The sequence below is a fragment of the Psychrobacter sp. FME5 genome, from assembly GCF_014861375.1.
Lineage (GTDB): Bacteria > Pseudomonadota > Gammaproteobacteria > Pseudomonadales > Moraxellaceae > Psychrobacter.
In genome coordinates, this window is sequence record NZ_RRYX01000010.1 from 1 (window position 1) to 18,151 (window position 18,151).

Consider the following 18,151-nt stretch of genomic DNA (forward strand, 5'->3'; position numbering starts at 1 on the left):
CTATAAATTTAATACTATGTTTTGCCCCTTTAAGGGCATAAATCTGGTATCGTTCCCCTAGGCTTAGATGTGTATAGTTCATGGTTGCAATCTCACTTTGGTCGGTGGATAAAAACTTTGATGCTAGCGCATCTAGGTCTTTTTTTCACCTCACATTTGGTATTGCACTTCATGTGTTAATCTAAGATAATATTTGTAGTCAATATAAAGATATTCATCGTCACTAGATACCGGCTCACCTTCTAGTGTTTTTGGATCAGGCTCGATAGGGGTTGCTTGAAATGAGGCAATCTCTTTACGTCCTGGCCATCCTGTGACAAACACTATAACCCAACCGTTAGGAGCAAAAGCCAGTTCAATGGCGTAATAGTTGCTATCAAATCCCACATCATTAAGGCGTTCACTTTCCATATTCTTGTCAGTATTAGTCATCAGCGCATATATCTTATCGGTAGGCAGATTATGCTCGCCTTGATAGTACTGGTTGGCTACATTGTCTAAATAAGTAACACGTACTTTATCAGGTAGTGGCTGTTCAAACCTATTACCGCCCAGTGGAGTACTACCGTAGCCCCAAGAACCAGAGCCGCCAACAAGCGAGCGCAGCCAAGTATCGTCTGCTAAATAAAAGCTGGTACTGTAACTGGGTATTTTATCCGATGCTTGTAAACTAATTTCCGTACCAAAGTTGTCCGATTTATATAGGGTATAGTTGGCTCCTGCTGTACGAGCACTCCATTCGACGACTTTATTCTCTCTCATAACCTTTTCCTCATGTTTTTCATAGGTATTTATAGCAATAAACAAACTTACAATGAATAAACACAAGCCAAGCAGTATCTTTATGTTGAGTGAGCTAAGTTTTGACATAGGGGTTTACTCTATTTGTCTTTGGTAAAATGAGGCTAAGAAGCGTTGTTATTTTAGGATGTAATCAGATTTCATTTTTCAGCCCTACATACTAGGGCGTGTCCTCAATTCATCTGCAACTTGACTGTCGTGAACCTCACCCCAGTGATTTTAAAATCGAGCGGATATCCATCGGCATCACAGGATAGGTGTATCTTTATAGTTGCTCCATTACGGCTTTGTCCAACTGCCCGACAAAACGCAACAGGATAGAAGGTGTTTATCACTAGGGTATTGGTATGAGCGGTAATTTTATGTAAACGATTGGTCTGACCGTCCTAGCTCTAAGAGTGGGGCGGTTTATTTTTTTGGTATTTATCATCAACAGAATAAAAAATATAGTGTAACAGAACAACTGTCCGAAAATTGTGTGTAGGATGCAATATATTTATAGGTATCGGCGCTGCTAAAACAAGGTCAATCAAATATGAGTTTGGCCAGTTCGACCGTGCTGTAGCAGGTGAAGATATAGACCTAAAGGATAACTAATAATGAGCGGATATATTGTAGACATGGAAGGACGGTTTCGACTGACCAAGAAGCCACCATTTTTGACCCCTGGTTATCAGGCAGTTGGGCAAAAGCTTGCAGACGTTAGAGGCATCCATAAAAGAGTGCCGTTGGAAAAAGATAAAACCTATGATGTGCCATTGCACCCTCAACAAACGGTGGTACAGTTTAATTCAACTTATCTTGAGACCACTGGTCGCAATGAAAGAAGACGTGGCGATGCGGTAGGATGGGGATTGCTTATAGGGTTTGTTGGACTTTCTATGACTAGTCTTTATGGGTTTCTTCTAGCCGATTTAATCAATAATTTTGATATTTTTATCTTATCTATAGTGGTTTTTTTCGTTGTCATAATACCAATATTCTTTGGTTTATTAATAAATGTGCTCTCAACCGAGTTATTTACCACATGGCATTCTCCTATCCGCTTTAATCGTAAAACTCGTAAAGTCTATGTCCGTCAATATAACCGTAAAGTAGAAGTATATAACTGGGACGACTTAACCTTTTTTATTGCCTATATCAATGAGGATAGAGACATCAGAGCCGTGACCTTTGATCAGGATGGCGAAACCGTCACAGGTATGTTTGCGCTGGCTTTTCAATGTAATGTCTTTGATACCCACTTAATCAGCTATTTTGAGTTTATCCGTCGTTATATGGAAGGCGACGATCAGCAACTAAAAGAAGTCAAAGAAGCCATACGCTACATCTATCCCATTCATAAGAAACGTGAAACCCCGCTGATGTCATTTAAGCGTTTGATATTGAACGTAGTACACTACTCTCATGAAAATATGGAATACCCTGAACGAACCTTTAGATTTTATCCAGTGACACTAGTTATTCTGCCTTTATTAGCGCTGCGTTATGTTGGCCGTGTGATCTCCATGCTGAGCAGCTACCGTCATCGTTTTAGCAAAGCTATCGAAGCGGAATGTCAGATTGACCCCAATGATCCTTATGATTTGAACAAACATCTACCAGAGGGCAACCTTGAACAGCGTAACCAGCCTATTTGGAAGACGGTGATTTACAGCCTAGGTATTATTATTGCTACTATTGCCATGATATTTGTGGGTGCCTTTATTATAGATATGATGGGCGCGGCGAGACCACATGGTGATTATCCGAGCATGGTCGATAAGCTTTGGCGCTTGTTTAGTTTGGGGTGGTTGTAAATACATTAGCAATCTATTGAGCATGGCTTTTTTATACCAGTTAGATAAGATTTGCATGGCTATGCCAAGCTATTTTGCGGTGGTTGAAATATTACCGCTGTTGTCTGCTATCTTTTTAACGGCTTCGGCTTTAAATTCGTCACTGTAGGTTCTCATTTTCTTGGTCATGGTAAACTCCTGTTATTACGCTTAGTTTACTTGCACGGTTTCTTCAGCATAGCTCAGGAGAGTTTTTTGAAGTTTTTAATATTATTTTCGTCGCTTTTATTATTTAGCTGTTCCAGCCAATCAAACGATAATCAGTTTCTATCTTTGAATGAAGAGTGCGAGTTGTCAGGAAGTGAAGATAGCAAGCAATGTAAAATAATCGCGATGGACGACTTGACTCAAAATGAGAAAGAACACCTAATGGGGTATATCTACTTTTTTGCTGATGAAACTCCTATGGAGGACTGCGAAAAAGCTAGATATTGGTTTGAAAAAGCAGCAGATCAAGAAAACGCACAGGCTATTAATCTTTTGGGCGTTGTACATTTTACAGGATGTGGTGTAGATAAAGACTATAAGAAAGCCGAAGAATATTTTCTTTTAGCTAATGACAAGGGCAGTTTAGAAGCAAAAGTCAATTTAGGCGAGCTTTACCGCGAAGGTGGGTTTGGAGTAGAGCAAAATTATGACAAAGCGCTTTATTGGTATCAATTGGGTATAGCTGATGAACCTGCTCGTGCTTATAATGGGCTATCTTTAGTTTATATTGATCAAGGAAAGTATGAACAAGCTTATGAGTACGTAGTTCAAGCAGCGGATCTAGAATATACTGAAGCTCAATATAACTTAGGATACTACTATGACAGTGGAACATTCGTTGAACAAGACAACGAAAAAGCAAAATACTGGTATGAAAAGGCAGCTGAGAAAGGCTGGGCTGCTGCAAAACGCAATTTAGCTCTCTTGTTTGAAGAAATGAAAGAACAGACTGATTAGAGCTGAATTTATAAATAATTTTTGGTAAAAATCTATGAAGTTGAAAAGCTTAGTCATAGAGAGCTTCTGGAGTATACTGAAGAATGAGTTGGTGTATAACCGAGACTATAAAACAAGACTCGTTTAGTCTACAGTGCGTAGCACTTGCATTCATTTTGCCTGCTACTCTAATTTTTGTGAATGGTATAATAGTAAAACTGGCTGGTTAATAGCAGATTGTTTTAGGGAAGTCTAAATAGAAAGGTTGGTTAAATAAGAGAAGTTATAGAATAAGAAAAAGGCTTCCAATTGCTTGGAAGCCTTTTAATGTATTGGTACCGGTGGTCGGACTTGAACCGACACGCTTTTAAAGGCAACGGATTTTGAATCCGTCATGTCTACCAATTCCATCACACCGGCGTGTTAGGTGATAAGGTTTATACTACTAAACATTATCGAATTGGGCTACAGGGTTATCTCTGTATAGGCTGCGTATTATAGCAGCCTATTTTTGAGCGTCAAGCTTTTTCTAAAGGTTAACCATAATTTATTATATTTTAAATAAAATTTGATTTTTAACCAACGTTGATGTTTAACCTACAAAGGCACGTTCAACGGCATAATCTGCCTGTACACCCATACGCGGCGAGACGGTCAGGCCAAAATCATCCAAAATGGCAGAAATATCCGCATTGAATGGCATACTACCGCAAATAAGCACACGATCATCCTCTTTATTCATCGGTGGCAGACCGATGTCTTCAAAGAACTTACCAGATCTCATCAGGTCGGTAATACGTCCCGTGTTTCTAAAATCTTCACGAGTAACTGTCGGATAGTAGATAAACTTTTCACGGAAGTCTTCACCAAAGATTTCATCGTTTGGCAACTCGTCTTCAAACATTTCACGATACGCTAGGTCTTTTACGTGACGCACACCGTGTACCAAAACAATTTTGTCAAACCGCTCATAGACTTCAGGGTCACGCGCCAAGGCTAAAAATGGTGCAAGTCCAGTACCCGTAGACAGCATATAAAGGTTTTTGCCAGGGAGTAGATCATCTAGTACCAAAGTACCCGTTGGCTTTTTACTCACCAATAGCTCATCACCCACTTTGATATGTTGCAGCCGTGAGGTGAGTGGACCGTCTTGCACTTTGATGGAGAAAAACTCCAGATGTTCTTCATAGTTCGGACTGGCAATCGAGTAAGCGCGTAATAGCGGCCTACCATCGACAACGATACCAATCATCGCAAACTCGCCATTGCGAAAGCGTAAGCCATCGTCGCGAGTGGTTTTGATGCTAAACAGTGAGTCATTCCAATGATGAACCTCTGTAACCGTTTCGGTGCGGAGTTTTGACATAAAGCCCTCGTTAGTAATTAGTAATCTGTATCGGTTAACTTAAATGAGTGTTGAATAAGCATTTTCAATGATAGGCATAAAATGTTTCAAGTTTTTATTAAACTAAAAGGTCTATATAGACGATGATCGCGCTATTTTAACATTATTATTCGGTTTTATAAGGTGCTCGTGCTGTTTATAAACACCCATTTTTAAGTCGTTGTTTTAGGAATGCGAGCTATTCTCAATAAATTTCTTGATCATAATATCAAACTTTAAAATAAAAATCCGCCTAGCAGTGATGGTGAGGCATGATAAAATGGAATATCGTTAGTGAGTAATTTTGTATCATTGGACAAGGTTGTTTAATAAGGTTGTTTAATAAAGCCAGCATAGCTGTAACAAAAATGGTTTGGAGAAATTTTATGTCTGATGGCGATATGACCTTAAATAGTCATCATCACGGCCCAGTTATTCATTATGCACCAGTTATCGGCTATCATCGGGCACCACTTTCCCAAAAATTTGGCGCACCAAGACAGCCGAATCTGGTTGCATTAACTAGCGTGATTGAGATGCTAGCGCCTTATGATACGCCAGCGGCCTTTGTTGGCCTTGGCGAGTTTAGCCATATTTGGATTAGTTGGCAATTTCATCATAACTATTTACATAAAGACAAGCAGGCTACTACCGCCAATAATAATTTTCGCCCGCAAGTTCGACCACCACGCTTAGGCGGTAATCAAAAGATAGGCGTGTTTGCCAGTCGTAGTATGTATCGACCGTCAGCGTTAGGACTGTCTGTGGTCAAGCTTGAACGTGTTGACGTTGTCGAAGGTCGGGTGTTACTTCTCATTAGCGGTGCTGATATGATAGATGGCACGCCAATTATCGATATCAAACCCTATGTGGCTTATAGTGACGCGTTACCTGAGGCACAAAGTGGCTTTGCGCCATCTGCGCCAAGGTTATTAACCGTCACTATCAATGAATCTGCGTATGAGCAGTTTTTGCAAATCGTAGATAACCAACATGCTCATAATATAAAATACGAACATGGTAAAAACCAAAAAAACAGTAAGAAAGATAAGCGCAGCGTAACAGCGGTCATTGATGAAATAAAAAAACAATTACTCCTGTCTGATTTAGATGTTATTAAAGCATTAATCGCCCAAGATCCACGCCCTGCTTATCGTCGTACAGAGCTAAACGCAGCATTTGTTATGCGCTATAAGTCTGTTGATGTGAGCTTTCAGATGTTAGCATTAGATGAGTTGCAAATAACGGCGGTAGTAGAAATATAGTCAATCTACTATAAAAGTATTACCTATACACTCGGTTGCCTTGTACTACTTTTAAATTAAACCGACTATAAAAAACAGCACATGATTTTATAACCGATGAAACCATTTAAACCATAAAAGAAGAAAGATATGTCAGCTCAACAGTACTCGATAGTGATTGATTTGCGTTGGTGCCTAGACGAACTGTTGGCAGATAAAGTCATCGATCAACGTGGCTACAATCTGGTGATTACTAGTCGCCGTGATAAAGCGCAGAACCCGCTACTGACGATTAGTGAGTTTGGTTTGCCAAATGGCCATGCACTGCATAATAGCCCTGACAATAAATTGACGCTGACATGGCTCAATCAATAGCTAGCTGCCAAAGCAGGTATGACACTGGTGCGTATTGATCCGTTAAAAATAGATGTGCCTGCGGTGACGCAGCTGATGTCTTTTGAATACGCGCGCTCACAGCATATTCTGCCGATTGAAGTCACACTCGATGAAGTGATTATTGGCACCGATCAACCGTTTTATACCGATTGGCACGCCAACATTGAAAAACTTATCAAATCCAAAAGCTATCGTACGGTCTACCTCAACCCTGAACAGATTCAGCGCTACCGGCAAGAGTTTTATCAAGTCACGCAAGCAATTGCTGGCGCTAACTCTCTACACAAACGCGCGGCGGCTGACGTCACCAATGTGGAAGCACTATTGCAGCTAGGCGACAATACTAATCCTGATGCCAATGATCAGCATATTGTCAAAGTCGTTGATTGGCTGTTGCAATATGCCTTTGAACAGCGTGCTAGTGACATTCATCTAGAACCACGCCGTGAAACTGGCAAGGTGCGCTTTCGTATCGATGGCGTGCTGCATACCGTTTATGAGATGCCGCTGGCGATTATCGTCGCAGTTACAGCGCGGATTAAAATTTTAGGACGGCTCAATGTGGCAGAAAAACGTAAGCCGCAGGACGGACGCTTAAAAACGCGCACCCCAAAAGGATTGGAAACAGAGTTACGTCTCTCTACTATGCCGACCGCCTTTGGCGAAAAACTGGTGATGCGGGTTTTTGACCCTGAAGTACTGGTGCGCTCGTTTGCTCAGCTGGGCTTATCGGGTAAGCAGTTAGAAACATGGCATGAGCTGACGGCGCATCCAAATGGTATTATTCTGGTGACAGGTCCGACGGGTTCGGGTAAAACCACCACTTTGTATAGTACGCTCAAACAGCTCGCCACCGAGCAAGTCAACGTCTGTACCATTGAAGACCCGATTGAGATGATTGAGCCGGCCTTTAACCAAATGCAGGTCAATCCTGGCGTTGATTTGCACTTCGCTGATGGTATTCGCTCTTTGATGCGTCAAGACCCTGATATCATTATGGTGGGGGAGATTCGTGATGCTGAAACCGCGAATATGGCAGTGCAAGCGTCCTTAACGGGACATTTGGTACTCTCAACGCTGCATACTAATGATGCACCAAGCTCAATCACCCGTCTACATGATTTGGGCATTCAGCCGTTTTTGACGTCAGCGACGATATTGGGCGTGATGGCACAGCGGTTGTTACGGACATTATGCCCGCATTGCAAAAAAGCCGTCGATGTTACGGCAGATAGTGAAATTGCTATTCAGTGGCAGGAATTGGTTCAGCCTTGGCGTGCTGCCGCGCCAGCACAGATTTATACAGCGCAAGGTTGTGAGCACTGTCGCCATACTGGTTATCAGGGTCGCGTTGGACTATATGAAATCATGCCGTTATCCAATGAGCTAAAAAAACTGGTTGCCGCTGACACCAATTTAGATGTGCTGAAACAGCAAGCGTATCGTGAAGGCGTACAACCACTACGTTTATCGGGGGCGAAGCGTATTAGTGAAGGGCTGACGACCATAGAAGAGGTGATGCGAGTGGTGCCTCTTTATTAAAGCGCGCCGTTGCATTGATTTCAAATCGCCAAACTTGTTTTAACAAAGCATCGCTTATAGCTTGAGCCTTTAACGCTCCCAGCGTACATTTTGGCGCATGATTTTGGCTGGCGTGCCCGCAACCATACAGTTTGGTGTTGTAATGGGTTTATTGACAAATGCGCCTGCCGCGATGATACAACCACTAGCAATAGAGACGTTTTTAGAAATGGTCACATTGGCGGCAATCCAAATATGGTCGCCTAAAATAACGTCAGTATGGGCTTTATTTAATCGCACATTAGAGTCTGTGTCGTAAACCTTGTGAACGTCAGTGGCGCGTATTTCAATACCGCGTGATATCATGCAGGCCTTGCCAATAGTGACGCTTTTGTCACGGGCCAAAATATAGCAGTCAATGGCAGTGGTACGCGCGCCGATATGAATGTGTAAATGATTACCGACTATTAATAACTGACCTGAGAATTTGACCTGTTCTGCAATGGTGATTTGATTGTGATTGCCATTGATATCGATTTTTAACTTGTTGAATTTGCCGTGCTCAGCGATAGTAATTTGATTGTCATGGCCTTTACGAATAGTAATCGCCGAATTGCCAATGATATGTACGTCTTTGGCAATCTCGATGTGGTTATTGTGTCCTTTGTCTTGTAATAAAAACCGTTGCTTATATAGCAGTTTTGGCATCCAGTTTTTTATGATAGGGGGAAGGGTTATGGTTTTTTTGTTATTCATGGTAAAAGGCTTATGAAAAGTAAATAAATAGTTGATGAGAATCCTGATAGTGTATCGTTAAATATCACTTGAAAATAGCTTATACCAAACCCAAAAGTACGATTAGCTGTGTCAAACTCGTTTAGTCTACCGTGCGTAGTACTTGCACTCGTTTTCCTTGCTACTCTAGTTTTTGTGAATGGTATAGTTAAAATGCTTTAAAAACGCTACGATACTGCGGGTATGGTTTTTTTGCAGCCTCTGTCTGCGTAGGCACAGCAAGCAAGAAAAAACGGTATCTGCAGTAAGTGATGTAGCGATATTACTTCTCACTGACTATATTACTTTAGAGCAATAAATATAGTTACCCATTTAGAGTATGTCATCAATTAGCACATTTAATCATTTTAAGCCTCACAATCTAAATGATGACGCGACCTACATCTTTAATGCCAAATTTTTTTACTGAACTGATAAAGTTCTACTAACGAGATTATTTATGTTTACTGATAGCCACTGCCACCTTAACCGATTAGATTTAACCAAGTATGATGGTCAATTGTCTGGGGCGATTGCCGCGATGAAAGCAGCCAATGTCACTCGAGCGATGGCCATTATGTGTGATTTTGCTGAATATGATGAGATTGCCAATATTGTCAGTACTTATGGTGATGAGGCGCTCAATCTTGGCATGAGCGTCGGTATCCATCCTTGTGAAGATATCGATATATTGCAGTCAGCAACGGTTGAGCGTTTGGTAGAAACGGCCAATGCCGATCATGTATGGGCGATTGGGGAGACGGGGCTAGATTATTACTGGTCAACGGAGAATAAAAAAGAGCAGCAAGCCAGCCTTGCACGTCATATTCATGCCAGCCAACGTCTAAAAAAACCATTGGTGATACATATGCGTGACGCCAAAGAAGATACAATTGATATTCTAAAAGCGGAAGGTGCTGAGCACGGCATTATTCATTGCTTTACCGAAGACTGGGAAACCGCCAAACGCGCCTTAGACTTAGGGTTTTATATTTCCTTTTCAGGTATTGTCAGCTTTAAGAGTGCGCAAAACATCAAAGATGCGGCAAAAAACATGCCTAGAGAACGCATACTCATTGAGACTGATAGTCCTTATTTAGCGCCTGTTCCCAAGCGTGGTAGATCGAACGAGCCTGCGTATGTACCCTACGTGGCAAGTTGTATTGCCGAGATGTATGGTTGTAGTGCGGAGGAGGTAGGCTCGCTGACAGCAAAAAACTTTGAAAATTTACTGGCACAGTATCACTAAAATGGTTATGCTATGACCACTCAGTCATTTATTAGATAGCCTTAAAGTTTATGCGCTAAGCAATCGAAATACTACGCGTAACGATATGATTATCCATGACTATTTAGCAAATACAAGCATATTTTCTATTGTGGTTCTCGATCAGTCTTTGTACAGCCACCGACTTTTTGCCGAAGCATCGATATAAACGATGGTCATATGCTTCATCTTGTCAGATTTTAGGAGAGATTATGAGTCGTCAGCATCAGTTCAAGGCACGAGAAGAGAATATCTTAGCGATGGCAGAACAACTGCTACTTGAGTCAGGCGATGGTGATATCACTTTAGACAGTTTAGCCGATCAGCTTGATTTGGCTAAAGGCACGCTATACAAGCATTTCTCCAGTAAAGATGAGCTTTATCTGCGTATTATTATTCGTTACGAAGAGCAGCTGTTTGAGATCAATCGTATTGATGACTGTCCATCGGCAGGTGTGGCGCGTATGATTTTTCAGCAGCTGTTTAATCCGCAAAAAGCCATGCTACTTAACCAAATCGAAGAACGCTTGGCGGCATCAGTGACCGGTCTTAACCGCCTGTTTGGTGAGTTGTATGATATTCGCCGTCAGCGTATGAAGCGCTTGATTGTCATTATTAGTGCCTATTTAAAAGATGAGCGCAGTAGTTTGAGTACGCGCGATTATTTGTCTTCTATTTGGGCAATGGGTCAGGGCGGGGCGGGGCTATTAAACTCAAGCTTTTATCAGCGTTATCTGGGTCGCCGTGATACCTTACGTTATGCTTTTGTTCAGCAAATGCTCGAGTTGCCTAGCCACTATCCGGCTGATGATGAGGTGATGGATGAGGATATGCAAGAATTGGTAGAACAAATTGAGACCGAATCAGAAGAGCATCGTAATACCAATTATTAGTGTCTTTATTAGGCTGTTAGTCGTTGAAATAAGTTTTGGTAGGATAGCGTGTTGCCATATATTATATTGCAGCACGGTAAAGGATATTCGCTAGCAGCCTTTAAAAACTCACTGATTTTGTCAGCCAATTATAGCATCACTCTTCATACCACACCCTAATCATAGGCTTATAGGTGCAATATGCCGGTCACTGCCAAGACTCAGTCCAGATCAGCCGCCATTTGCCATTTAGACTTAAGTGTTTTAAATGTAAGCAGCCAAAGTCCATCATATGATCAAGCAGATACCGCGCCAGTATCTTATACGCATTGTCATTCACATTATCATTATTCCTCATTAAAAAATCCTCACGCTTCCTCTTCTAAGTTATCAATAAGTACTAACCGGCAAGCGGGCTTTACCCTTGTCGAAATAATGGTGGTGGTGGTTATTCTATCTATATTTGCTGGCATGATGAGCTTATCGGTTGGCGGTAGTGAATCACGCAAAAACCGTGCTTTTTATGAGCATTTAACGGATTCCCTTAGCTATGTGCGGCTTTTATCTGCCGAACGTATGCAACCGATGGGGTTAAGTTTGCAAGCGGATAAACAAGGTCAAGTTACCCCTGTTATCGTTACCCTGTCCAACCCCTATGTCGCTTATCAAACGGTTCCTGTTACGTCGGCTACTAGGGATAGTACCCCTAAAAATGCCATGGAATTATCTGCAGATTTAACCAATATGTCTGGTGCTGTTGGAGATAAACCACCCACGCCAAGTTGGGACGTTGAGCCAGAAGTGAGTTTGCCCGAACTGCCTACTGGCGTGAGTTTAAGCGTGCAAAGTCTAGATGCGGGTAATGTATCAAATACTGGGCAAGCCCGAGCTATGCAGCCTTGGTTTTCCGATCAAGCCATCCCGCAAGTGCTATGGTTTGGCACCGGTCAAGCAACACCTGTAACGATTGAAGTGCGTCATAACTCACGTTTGGTGGGCGAAGTTATTACCATTATGCCCGATGGCAGTATGTCGATAGGACAAGGGCAATAGCAGATGATTGATAGTTATAAAACCACACCTGTTTATACCAAGCAAAAGCGGCCCCTATCACAGCGTGAAGGTGGATTTACCTTGATTGAGGTAATGGTGGCGCTAGCGATTTTAGCCGTGGTTGCCGTGGCTGCTAGCCGAGCCAGTAGCGCCTATCTGAGCTCGGTTGAGATATTACGCACCCGCACGCTTGCCCATTTTGTCGCCCAAAACGCGGCGGCTGATTTACGGATTCAAGAAACCTGGCTGAAAGCGAATAAAACCCAAAAAATTACTGCCCAAGGTCGCGATTGGCAAATTATAATGACAGTTAGTGATGCCATAACGCCAGCATTAAAGGAAGTGAATATCGCTGTAGCACCTGTTATAGATGGGCAAGCGCGTAACGCAGTGACTGATATCGATGTAATGCTTAGTAATCCAAAGCAAGGTGTGGGTAGTTTAGATTTAAGTCGTTTGGGAAAAGGTGACTTAGATAAAAGTGACTTAGATAAAAATGATTTAGATAAAAATGATTTAGGTAAAAGCGAGCTTGGTCAAATAGGAGGAAATCCATGAAATCAAGTTATGGATTTACCTTACTTGAGCTGATGGTTGCCATGGCAATATTTGCGATGTTGGCAGTGGCGGGCTGGCAGGTGTTTGATGGCGTGAACCGCGCCCGTGAACGTGCGCAGTTTCATGCTGATAATGTGGCGGCATTGCAATATGCTTATTTGCAGCTGCAACAAGACATGGGGCAAATCATCCCTTATCAAGCACCTAATACTCAAAATACAAGTAGTTCTAATAGCAGTATAAATAACACTACAAATGCCAATGTCAATAATAGCACACCAGCAAATGAAGTAGAGCCTGAGCCTTTTATGCGCTTAGATAGCGAGCATGTCAGCTTTGTCCGCTTTGCTGATCCTGACCCACGCTATCAAAGTAGCGCTAGTGTGCAGCATATCGAATATGTTTTTATAGATGAGCGTTTGATTCGCCGTCAATATACTAGTATCGACAGCGGGCGTGATAGCGTCAGCTTAGATAGTGTATTGCTCGAAGGTGTGACCGCGGGGCGTTGGCAAGCTTATTTACCAGAACTGAGTAAAAAATTCCCTGACACGGATAGTACGAATAATGTCAACGGTACAAATAGAACAACAGGGCAAATGGCCAATAAAACCAACGCAACACCTGAGGTTGTACTGATACCCAAAGGTGTCGCTGTCAGTTTTACCTATCAAGATATGCCAATCGTGTGGCAATGGGCACTCGCCCCGCAGCCGCTACCGAATATCAGTCAAGATAATGTTAATAATGCAACTAATAATCCTAGTGGTAGCAATAGCAACAGTAATAATAATGGCACTAGCAATGGCAATGTAGAAAATAATAACTCAGGGAATACTATTGAAAATGTGCCATTTGGTCAATGACAGAGGCGATTTATGCCAATGATAGCTAACTCTCAGCGTGGGGTTGCGCTGCTGACTATTTTATTATTGGTGGTCAGTATTACGGTGGTCGCAGGGGCGATGCTTGCCAGTCAAAAGATTGCGATTAGGCGCAGCAGTTTATTGTTTGACCAAAATCAGTTATTACAAGATATCAATACTGGACAGCAATTAGCGCTGACAATTATCCGCGCTGACGATGAGCTAAATGACACCGATAGCATGCAAGATATTTGGGCGCAGCCATTACCGCCTTATACATTGGACAGGCATAGTATTGGCATCGAAGTGCGCGATGAAGCCGGTCGTTTTAATATCAATAATTTATATCATCATGGCGCAGTGGATACTGCCGCTTTGGCCGTTTTTCAGCAATTGTTAACACAGTTGAATGTAGAGCCTGACATTGCAATTGCCATTCTTGATTATCAAGATACCGACAGCGAAGTTTATCAAGACGGTGGCGATGAAAGTGTGGTTTATAATCAGCAGTCCAGTGGCTCTGTTGATAAAAATTTGGCCAATCAAGCTTTTGTCAGTGTCGATCAGTTAGAAGAGGTTAAGGGCGTCAATGCTGAAGTGTTAGCATTGCTACGACCTTATATCACCGTCGTACCCTATTATTTGCCTATTAATATTAATACGGCAAGTCCGGTGTTGCTTGCGGCGTTGATAGATGGTGCGACCAGTAAGCAGATGCAGGCGGTTATTGATCTACGAGAAAAACAAGCATTTACGTCCGTTGATGATGTGTGGCAATTGCCGATTTTAAGTGGCTTAAATGAAGAGCAAAGAAAGGCCATAACGCCATTATTAGCCGTTGATAGCCAAGCTTTTATGGCGCTTATCACTGCTAGCGATAATGCAACTGTCGGTCAGGCAAGACAGCGTTTTGCAACTATCGTCATTAGCAAAATGGCGACCGATGATGAGAGAGAAAGTAGTAACAACAATAATGGTCGAAATGATAATAATAGCGCGAATAATGCTACCAATGACGACAAAAATAAAACGCCCAAGGATATCAAAGTCGTAACACAGCGACTTTGGGCATTTCGACCTGTCTTCTAACGAATATACAGTCCTTAATCTTTTAAGCGGGTCTCTTCACTAGATTTCCAGTTATAAGCCCCATAAAACAGCATCTGTGCTTGGCGCGTACAGTTGTGTAGCATCAGCTGCTTATTTTCTTCAATCTCGTTTAAATCAATTTCATCATCGTGGTCTTCGGTATAAGTCAGCTCCAACCAATCTATAATCCAAGAAAAGAACATATTAACCCCAGCCTCAGCCAATAGGCGGCGGTCATAGTCATTGATATGAGTAAAGGCAGGCTGTAGTGCTAGGTCATCAGCTAAGCTTTGCGCATGTTTCTTAGTGAGCTCATTGATGGCTTTACGCACGGACTCTGAGCCGCCATAGCGCTCACTGACTAAAAATTGCCAGTAATAGGGCTGATCGCTGACCATATATAAAAACAGCTGGATACTCTTAGCGATTTGACGATCGAAGCTGCGCTTACGACCAATATGTAGACTATCACTTAATATGGCCAGCGTACCGCCCAGCTCCTCAACCACCAATGCTCGTCCAAGCGATTCCATATCATCAAAATGCCGATAAAACGCCGTTGGCACTACACCAACCTCACGCGTTACCTGTCTAAGGCTGATTGAGCTAAAAGATTGCCCGGTCATACACAGATCCAGCACTGCATTAAAAAAGGCATGTCGAGTTTGAAGTTTCTTTTGTTCGCGACTACTCATAATATTTCAAAATTACCTGATAGATGTTTATCATACTCATTTCATTGCAAAAATACGAATGAAATATAGGGTTATCGTTGATGGCTCGGTTTTTAGGTTCGGTTTTTAAGCTTAGTTTTTAGACGATGGTGCCCCAGTGTCCTTGGAGCTCTTGGGCTAACCGATACGCTTCATGGTCGTTCATACCAGTGATAAAGTCTAAGACATTGAGCATATTGTGATAGGTATTGTCTGATAACACACGACGATGCTCCTCAAAATATGGCTGTAGCAATCTTAGTAGCCGCTGTTGCTCAAAGGACAACGGTGTGTTTTTCTCATTAGTCCAAGCCAACGGCATAAAAGCATCGAGCAAGCTCTGCAGACATTGATTGGCCATCAGCTCCATGCGTACTTTACTTGGGTGATTAAATATTTTTTCACGTGCCAACTGCTTAGCTTGGGAGATACCGCTCTGAACGCTCGCATCACAATGGGTAAACAGGCTGCCGTTTAATGTTCCCGCGAGCATAGCATCACTGTTAGTAACAAAAGCATCGGTCACGGCATTGATCAAGCGCATCATGGCTCGTGCCCGTAGAGATGCCAAATGCTGTCTAACTGACATGTTTTTAGGCAAGCTGATACTACTCGGACGCTCGCCAATCAGCTCATAAAAGATTGCCGCGACCTCAGTATAGGTTAGCATATTGAGGTTGATACCATCCTCTAAATCTATCAGCGCATAGCAAATATCATCGGCGGCTTCTAATAAGTAGGCGAGGGGATGACGGGCAAAACCATCGTGTTGTTCTGAGCGCGGCAGACTTAAACACGCTGCCAGTTCTTCTAACTGCGCGGCTTCACTATAAAAACAGCCAAACTTTTGCACGTTGGTAAGACGTTCGCCTTGATAAATGTCGTTGCGATGACTAGCAAGCCAAGGATATTTCATAAACGCGCCCAACGTTGCACAAGTCAAGCGCATGCCGCCTGCGTCAGGGTGATGCTCATTGCGGGTCAATATGCGGAATCCTTGCGCATTGCCCTCATACGCTAGTAAATCCAGCTGCTCGTTACTGCTCAGATTTTGCAACACTGGCTGTCGGTCAGGGTGCATAAACCAGTCGCGAATAGCATACTCTCCAGCATGACCAAAAGGTGGGTTGCCAATATCGTGGGCGAGGCAAGCCGCTTGAACAATCACACCGACATCAGCTGGCGTGACTCCATTAGGTAAACCAGCAGCTAATTTATCATGGAGCTTCTCTGCTGCCATGACACCCAAAGAACGTCCAATACAAGATACCTCAAGCGAATGCGTTAAGCGCGTATGAATACCCAATTGATTGGTTAATGGATGAACTTGGGTCTTTTGATTGAGCTGCCGAAAGGAGTGCGAAAATACCAGTCTGTCATAATCCTTATGAAAGGAGGAGCGCGCGCTGTCTTGAGCGGGGGCTTTTTTATTACTGCCCAGACGTTGTGCATTAAATAGTCGCGCCCAATGCTTAGCAGGACTGCTTGGTTGATCAAATTGAGTACTCATAAATCATAGCTCACTATTGATTATTATTATTTTAAACGATTTTAGGGGCTGTCCTTATCATACTAAAATTACGTGCATAAAAAAGCCAGCACAAAGGCTGACTTTTGATTGTTCTATACTAAAACTGTGCAAACAGGCTATTTAATATTTAACGCTAAAAGTTGAAGTTTTAACCTTAAACGTTAAAACGGAAATGCATCACATCGCCATCTTGTACGATATAGGTTTTACCTTCTAGGCGTGATTTACCAGCAGCAGCTGCGCCTTTTTCACCGTTGTATTCGATAAAGTCGTCATAAGCGATGACTTCAGCACGAATAAATCCGCGCTCAAAATCGGTGTGAATCACGCCGGCGGCTTGAGGGGCGGTAGCACCAATAGCGACAGTCCAAGCGCGAACTTCTTTTACGCCTGCGGTAAAGTAAGTCTGCATGTCTAGCAAATCATAACCACCACGAATGACCTGATCCAAACCGGCTTCTTCCATGTCCATTTCGGCCAAGAAGTCTTTTTTGTCATCTTCATCAAGCTGGGCAATTTCCGCTTCTATTTGGTTGCATAAAGCGATGACGATAGAGTCTTCGCCAGTGGCATAGCTACGTACGGCATCTAGGTATGGGTTATTCTCAAAGCCATCCTCAGAGACGTTGGCGATATACATGGTTGGCTTTAGAGTAATAAGACCATAACTTCTGATCATTTTTTGCTCGTCTTTGTCTAAGTTAGCACCGCGAGCCGCTTTACCTTCTGCTAATAACGGCTCGATTCTTTTGAAGATATCAAGCATGGCGTTAGCGTCCTTATCGCCGCCTTTGGCCTTTTTGGTTAGGTTAAGAATAGCACGCTCAACCGCTTCTAAATCTGCCAATGCCAATTCGGTGTTGATAGTCTCTATGTCATCAATTGGGCTGACGCGACCATCAACGTGTACCACGTTGTCATCATCAAAACAGCGTACCACGTGGGCAATCGCATCGGTCTCACGGATATTGGCTAAGAACTGGTTACCCATGCCTTCGCCTTTTGAGGCGCCAGCGACCAAACCGGCGATATCAACGAACTCCATCGTGGTTGGTAATACGCGCTCAGGCTTAACGATTTCAGCTAGCGCTTTTAGGCGTAAATCTGGTACAGGAACGATGCCTGTATTGGGATCTTTGGTACAAAATGGAAAGTTTTCAGCGGCGATACCCGCTTTGGTCAAGGCGTTGAACAGGGTGGATTTACCCACGTTTGGTAGACCGACGATGCCGCAATTAAAACCCATAACATGCTCTCAATATATTGATAAAATCAGTTGGTATAAGACTTAGCAAAATAGTAAATCAAAATTGGGCGTAT

General features: G+C 42.7%; 15 protein-coding genes, 1 tRNA gene and 2 pseudogenes. 10 read left to right on the forward strand and 8 right to left on the reverse strand.

What is annotated here, in order from left to right; genetic code table 11:
* Positions 1-150: 150 nt before the first annotated feature.
* Positions 151-762, reverse strand: a complete 612-nt coding sequence (locus EI161_RS02825; protein ID WP_192528941.1) for a DUF2931 family protein — start codon at positions 760-762, stop codon at positions 151-153.
* A 638-nt stretch (positions 763-1,400) separates the two neighbouring features.
* Here EI161_RS02825 and EI161_RS02830 point away from each other — a divergent pair.
* Positions 1,401-2,600: a DUF6708 domain-containing protein gene (locus EI161_RS02830; protein WP_192528942.1), complete on the forward strand. Its 1,200-nt coding sequence runs from the start codon at positions 1,401-1,403 to the stop codon at positions 2,598-2,600.
* A 9-nt stretch (positions 2,601-2,609) separates the two neighbouring features.
* On the opposite strand, the pseudogene EI161_RS15070 reads toward EI161_RS02830, so the two are convergent.
* Positions 2,610-2,768, reverse strand: a pseudogene (locus EI161_RS15070) (transposase); the annotation flags it as partial.
* 66 nt (positions 2,769-2,834) lie between these two features.
* On the opposite strand from EI161_RS15070, the gene EI161_RS02840 reads away from it, so the two are divergent.
* Positions 2,835-3,584, forward strand: coding sequence for a tetratricopeptide repeat protein (locus EI161_RS02840; protein WP_225735197.1), 750 nt, complete (start codon positions 2,835-2,837; stop codon positions 3,582-3,584).
* 312 nt (positions 3,585-3,896) lie between these two features.
* Here the strand turns inward: EI161_RS02840 and EI161_RS02845 are convergent.
* A tRNA-Leu gene (locus EI161_RS02845) sits at positions 3,897-3,983 on the reverse strand.
* A 172-nt stretch (positions 3,984-4,155) separates the two neighbouring features.
* The gene (locus EI161_RS02850) at positions 4,156-4,929 is read right to left on the reverse strand and encodes a ferredoxin--NADP reductase (protein ID WP_192528943.1); all 774 of its coding nucleotides are present in this window, start codon (positions 4,927-4,929) and stop codon (positions 4,156-4,158) included.
* A 404-nt stretch (positions 4,930-5,333) separates the two neighbouring features.
* On the opposite strand from EI161_RS02850, the gene tsaA reads away from it, so the two are divergent.
* Entirely contained in the window at positions 5,334-6,212 is an 879-nt protein-coding gene (gene tsaA, locus EI161_RS02855; protein WP_192528944.1) for a tRNA (N6-threonylcarbamoyladenosine(37)-N6)-methyltransferase TrmO, read from the forward strand.
* Between the two features lie 129 nt (positions 6,213-6,341).
* A pseudogene (locus EI161_RS02860) lies at positions 6,342-8,129 on the forward strand (GspE/PulE family protein).
* 69 nt (positions 8,130-8,198) lie between these two features.
* Here EI161_RS02860 and EI161_RS02865 read toward each other — a convergent pair.
* Complete coding sequence (locus EI161_RS02865; protein WP_192528945.1) at positions 8,199-8,864, reverse strand: acyltransferase; 666 nt, start codon at positions 8,862-8,864, stop codon at positions 8,199-8,201.
* Positions 8,865-9,342: 478 nt separating this feature from the next.
* Between EI161_RS02865 and EI161_RS02870 the strand changes: the two genes are divergently transcribed.
* The 6 genes from EI161_RS02870 (at position 9,343) to gspK (ending at position 14,587) form a co-directional block, all read left to right on the forward strand.
* Positions 9,343-10,131 (forward strand): TatD family hydrolase, encoded by a 789-nt coding sequence (locus EI161_RS02870; RefSeq protein WP_192528946.1) that lies wholly within the window; start codon positions 9,343-9,345, stop codon positions 10,129-10,131.
* Positions 10,132-10,361: 230 nt separating this feature from the next.
* On the forward strand, positions 10,362-11,042 hold the full coding sequence (locus EI161_RS02875) for a TetR/AcrR family transcriptional regulator (protein WP_192522922.1): 681 nt from the start codon (positions 10,362-10,364) through the stop codon (positions 11,040-11,042).
* Between the two features lie 180 nt (positions 11,043-11,222).
* On the forward strand, positions 11,223-12,074 hold the full coding sequence (locus tag EI161_RS02880; protein WP_192528947.1) for a prepilin-type N-terminal cleavage/methylation domain-containing protein: 852 nt from the start codon (positions 11,223-11,225) through the stop codon (positions 12,072-12,074).
* Between the two features lie 3 nt (positions 12,075-12,077).
* Entirely contained in the window at positions 12,078-12,632 is a 555-nt protein-coding gene (gene gspI, locus EI161_RS02885; protein WP_192528948.1) for a type II secretion system minor pseudopilin GspI, read from the forward strand.
* On the forward strand, positions 12,629-13,498 hold the full coding sequence (gene gspJ, locus EI161_RS02890; protein ID WP_192528949.1) for a type II secretion system minor pseudopilin GspJ: 870 nt from the start codon (positions 12,629-12,631) through the stop codon (positions 13,496-13,498). The genes gspI and gspJ overlap by 4 nt, the downstream gene beginning before the upstream one ends.
* 18 nt (positions 13,499-13,516) lie before the next feature.
* On the forward strand, positions 13,517-14,587 hold the full coding sequence (gene gspK, locus EI161_RS02895) for a type II secretion system minor pseudopilin GspK (protein WP_192528950.1): 1,071 nt from the start codon (positions 13,517-13,519) through the stop codon (positions 14,585-14,587).
* 14 nt (positions 14,588-14,601) lie between these two features.
* Here gspK and EI161_RS02900 read toward each other — a convergent pair whose 3' ends face one another.
* From EI161_RS02900 to ychF, 3 genes are all read right to left on the reverse strand, one after another.
* Entirely contained in the window at positions 14,602-15,282 is a 681-nt protein-coding gene (locus EI161_RS02900; protein ID WP_192522925.1) for a TetR family transcriptional regulator, read from the reverse strand.
* A gap of 118 nt (positions 15,283-15,400) precedes the next feature.
* Positions 15,401-16,810, reverse strand: a complete 1,410-nt coding sequence (locus EI161_RS02905) for a deoxyguanosinetriphosphate triphosphohydrolase (protein ID WP_192522926.1) — start codon at positions 16,808-16,810, stop codon at positions 15,401-15,403.
* A 175-nt stretch (positions 16,811-16,985) separates the two neighbouring features.
* Entirely contained in the window at positions 16,986-18,077 is a 1,092-nt protein-coding gene (gene ychF / locus EI161_RS02910; protein WP_192522927.1) for a redox-regulated ATPase YchF, read from the reverse strand.
* Between the last annotated feature and the right edge of the window lie 74 nt (positions 18,078-18,151).

What these genes read in the sequence shown, in the direction of transcription:
- EI161_RS02905 (WP_192522926.1), bottom strand. Translation starts at nt 16,810, where the DNA reads ATGAGTACTCAATTTGATCAACCAAGCAGTCCTGCTAAGCATTGGGCG.
- EI161_RS02865 (WP_192528945.1), bottom strand. Translation starts at nt 8,864, where the DNA reads ATGAATAACAAAAAAACCATAACCCTTCCCCCTATCATAAAAAACTGG.
- EI161_RS02825 (WP_192528941.1), bottom strand. Translation starts at nt 762, where the DNA reads ATGAGAGAGAATAAAGTCGTCGAATGGAGTGCTCGTACAGCAGGAGCC.
- EI161_RS02875 (WP_192522922.1), top strand. Translation starts at nt 10,362, where the DNA reads ATGAGTCGTCAGCATCAGTTCAAGGCACGAGAAGAGAATATCTTAGCG.
- gspJ (WP_192528949.1), top strand. Translation starts at nt 12,629, where the DNA reads ATGAAATCAAGTTATGGATTTACCTTACTTGAGCTGATGGTTGCCATG.
- EI161_RS02870 (WP_192528946.1), top strand. Translation starts at nt 9,343, where the DNA reads ATGTTTACTGATAGCCACTGCCACCTTAACCGATTAGATTTAACCAAG.
- gspI (WP_192528948.1), top strand. Translation starts at nt 12,078, where the DNA reads ATGATTGATAGTTATAAAACCACACCTGTTTATACCAAGCAAAAGCGG.
- EI161_RS02900 (WP_192522925.1), bottom strand. Translation starts at nt 15,282, where the DNA reads ATGAGTAGTCGCGAACAAAAGAAACTTCAAACTCGACATGCCTTTTTT.
- EI161_RS02880 (WP_192528947.1), top strand. Translation starts at nt 11,223, where the DNA reads ATGCCGGTCACTGCCAAGACTCAGTCCAGATCAGCCGCCATTTGCCAT.
- EI161_RS02850 (WP_192528943.1), bottom strand. Translation starts at nt 4,929, where the DNA reads ATGTCAAAACTCCGCACCGAAACGGTTACAGAGGTTCATCATTGGAAT.
- EI161_RS02830 (WP_192528942.1), top strand. Translation starts at nt 1,401, where the DNA reads ATGAGCGGATATATTGTAGACATGGAAGGACGGTTTCGACTGACCAAG.
- tsaA (WP_192528944.1), top strand. Translation starts at nt 5,334, where the DNA reads ATGTCTGATGGCGATATGACCTTAAATAGTCATCATCACGGCCCAGTT.
- ychF (WP_192522927.1), bottom strand. Translation starts at nt 18,077, where the DNA reads ATGGGTTTTAATTGCGGCATCGTCGGTCTACCAAACGTGGGTAAATCC.
- gspK (WP_192528950.1), top strand. Translation starts at nt 13,517, where the DNA reads ATGATAGCTAACTCTCAGCGTGGGGTTGCGCTGCTGACTATTTTATTA.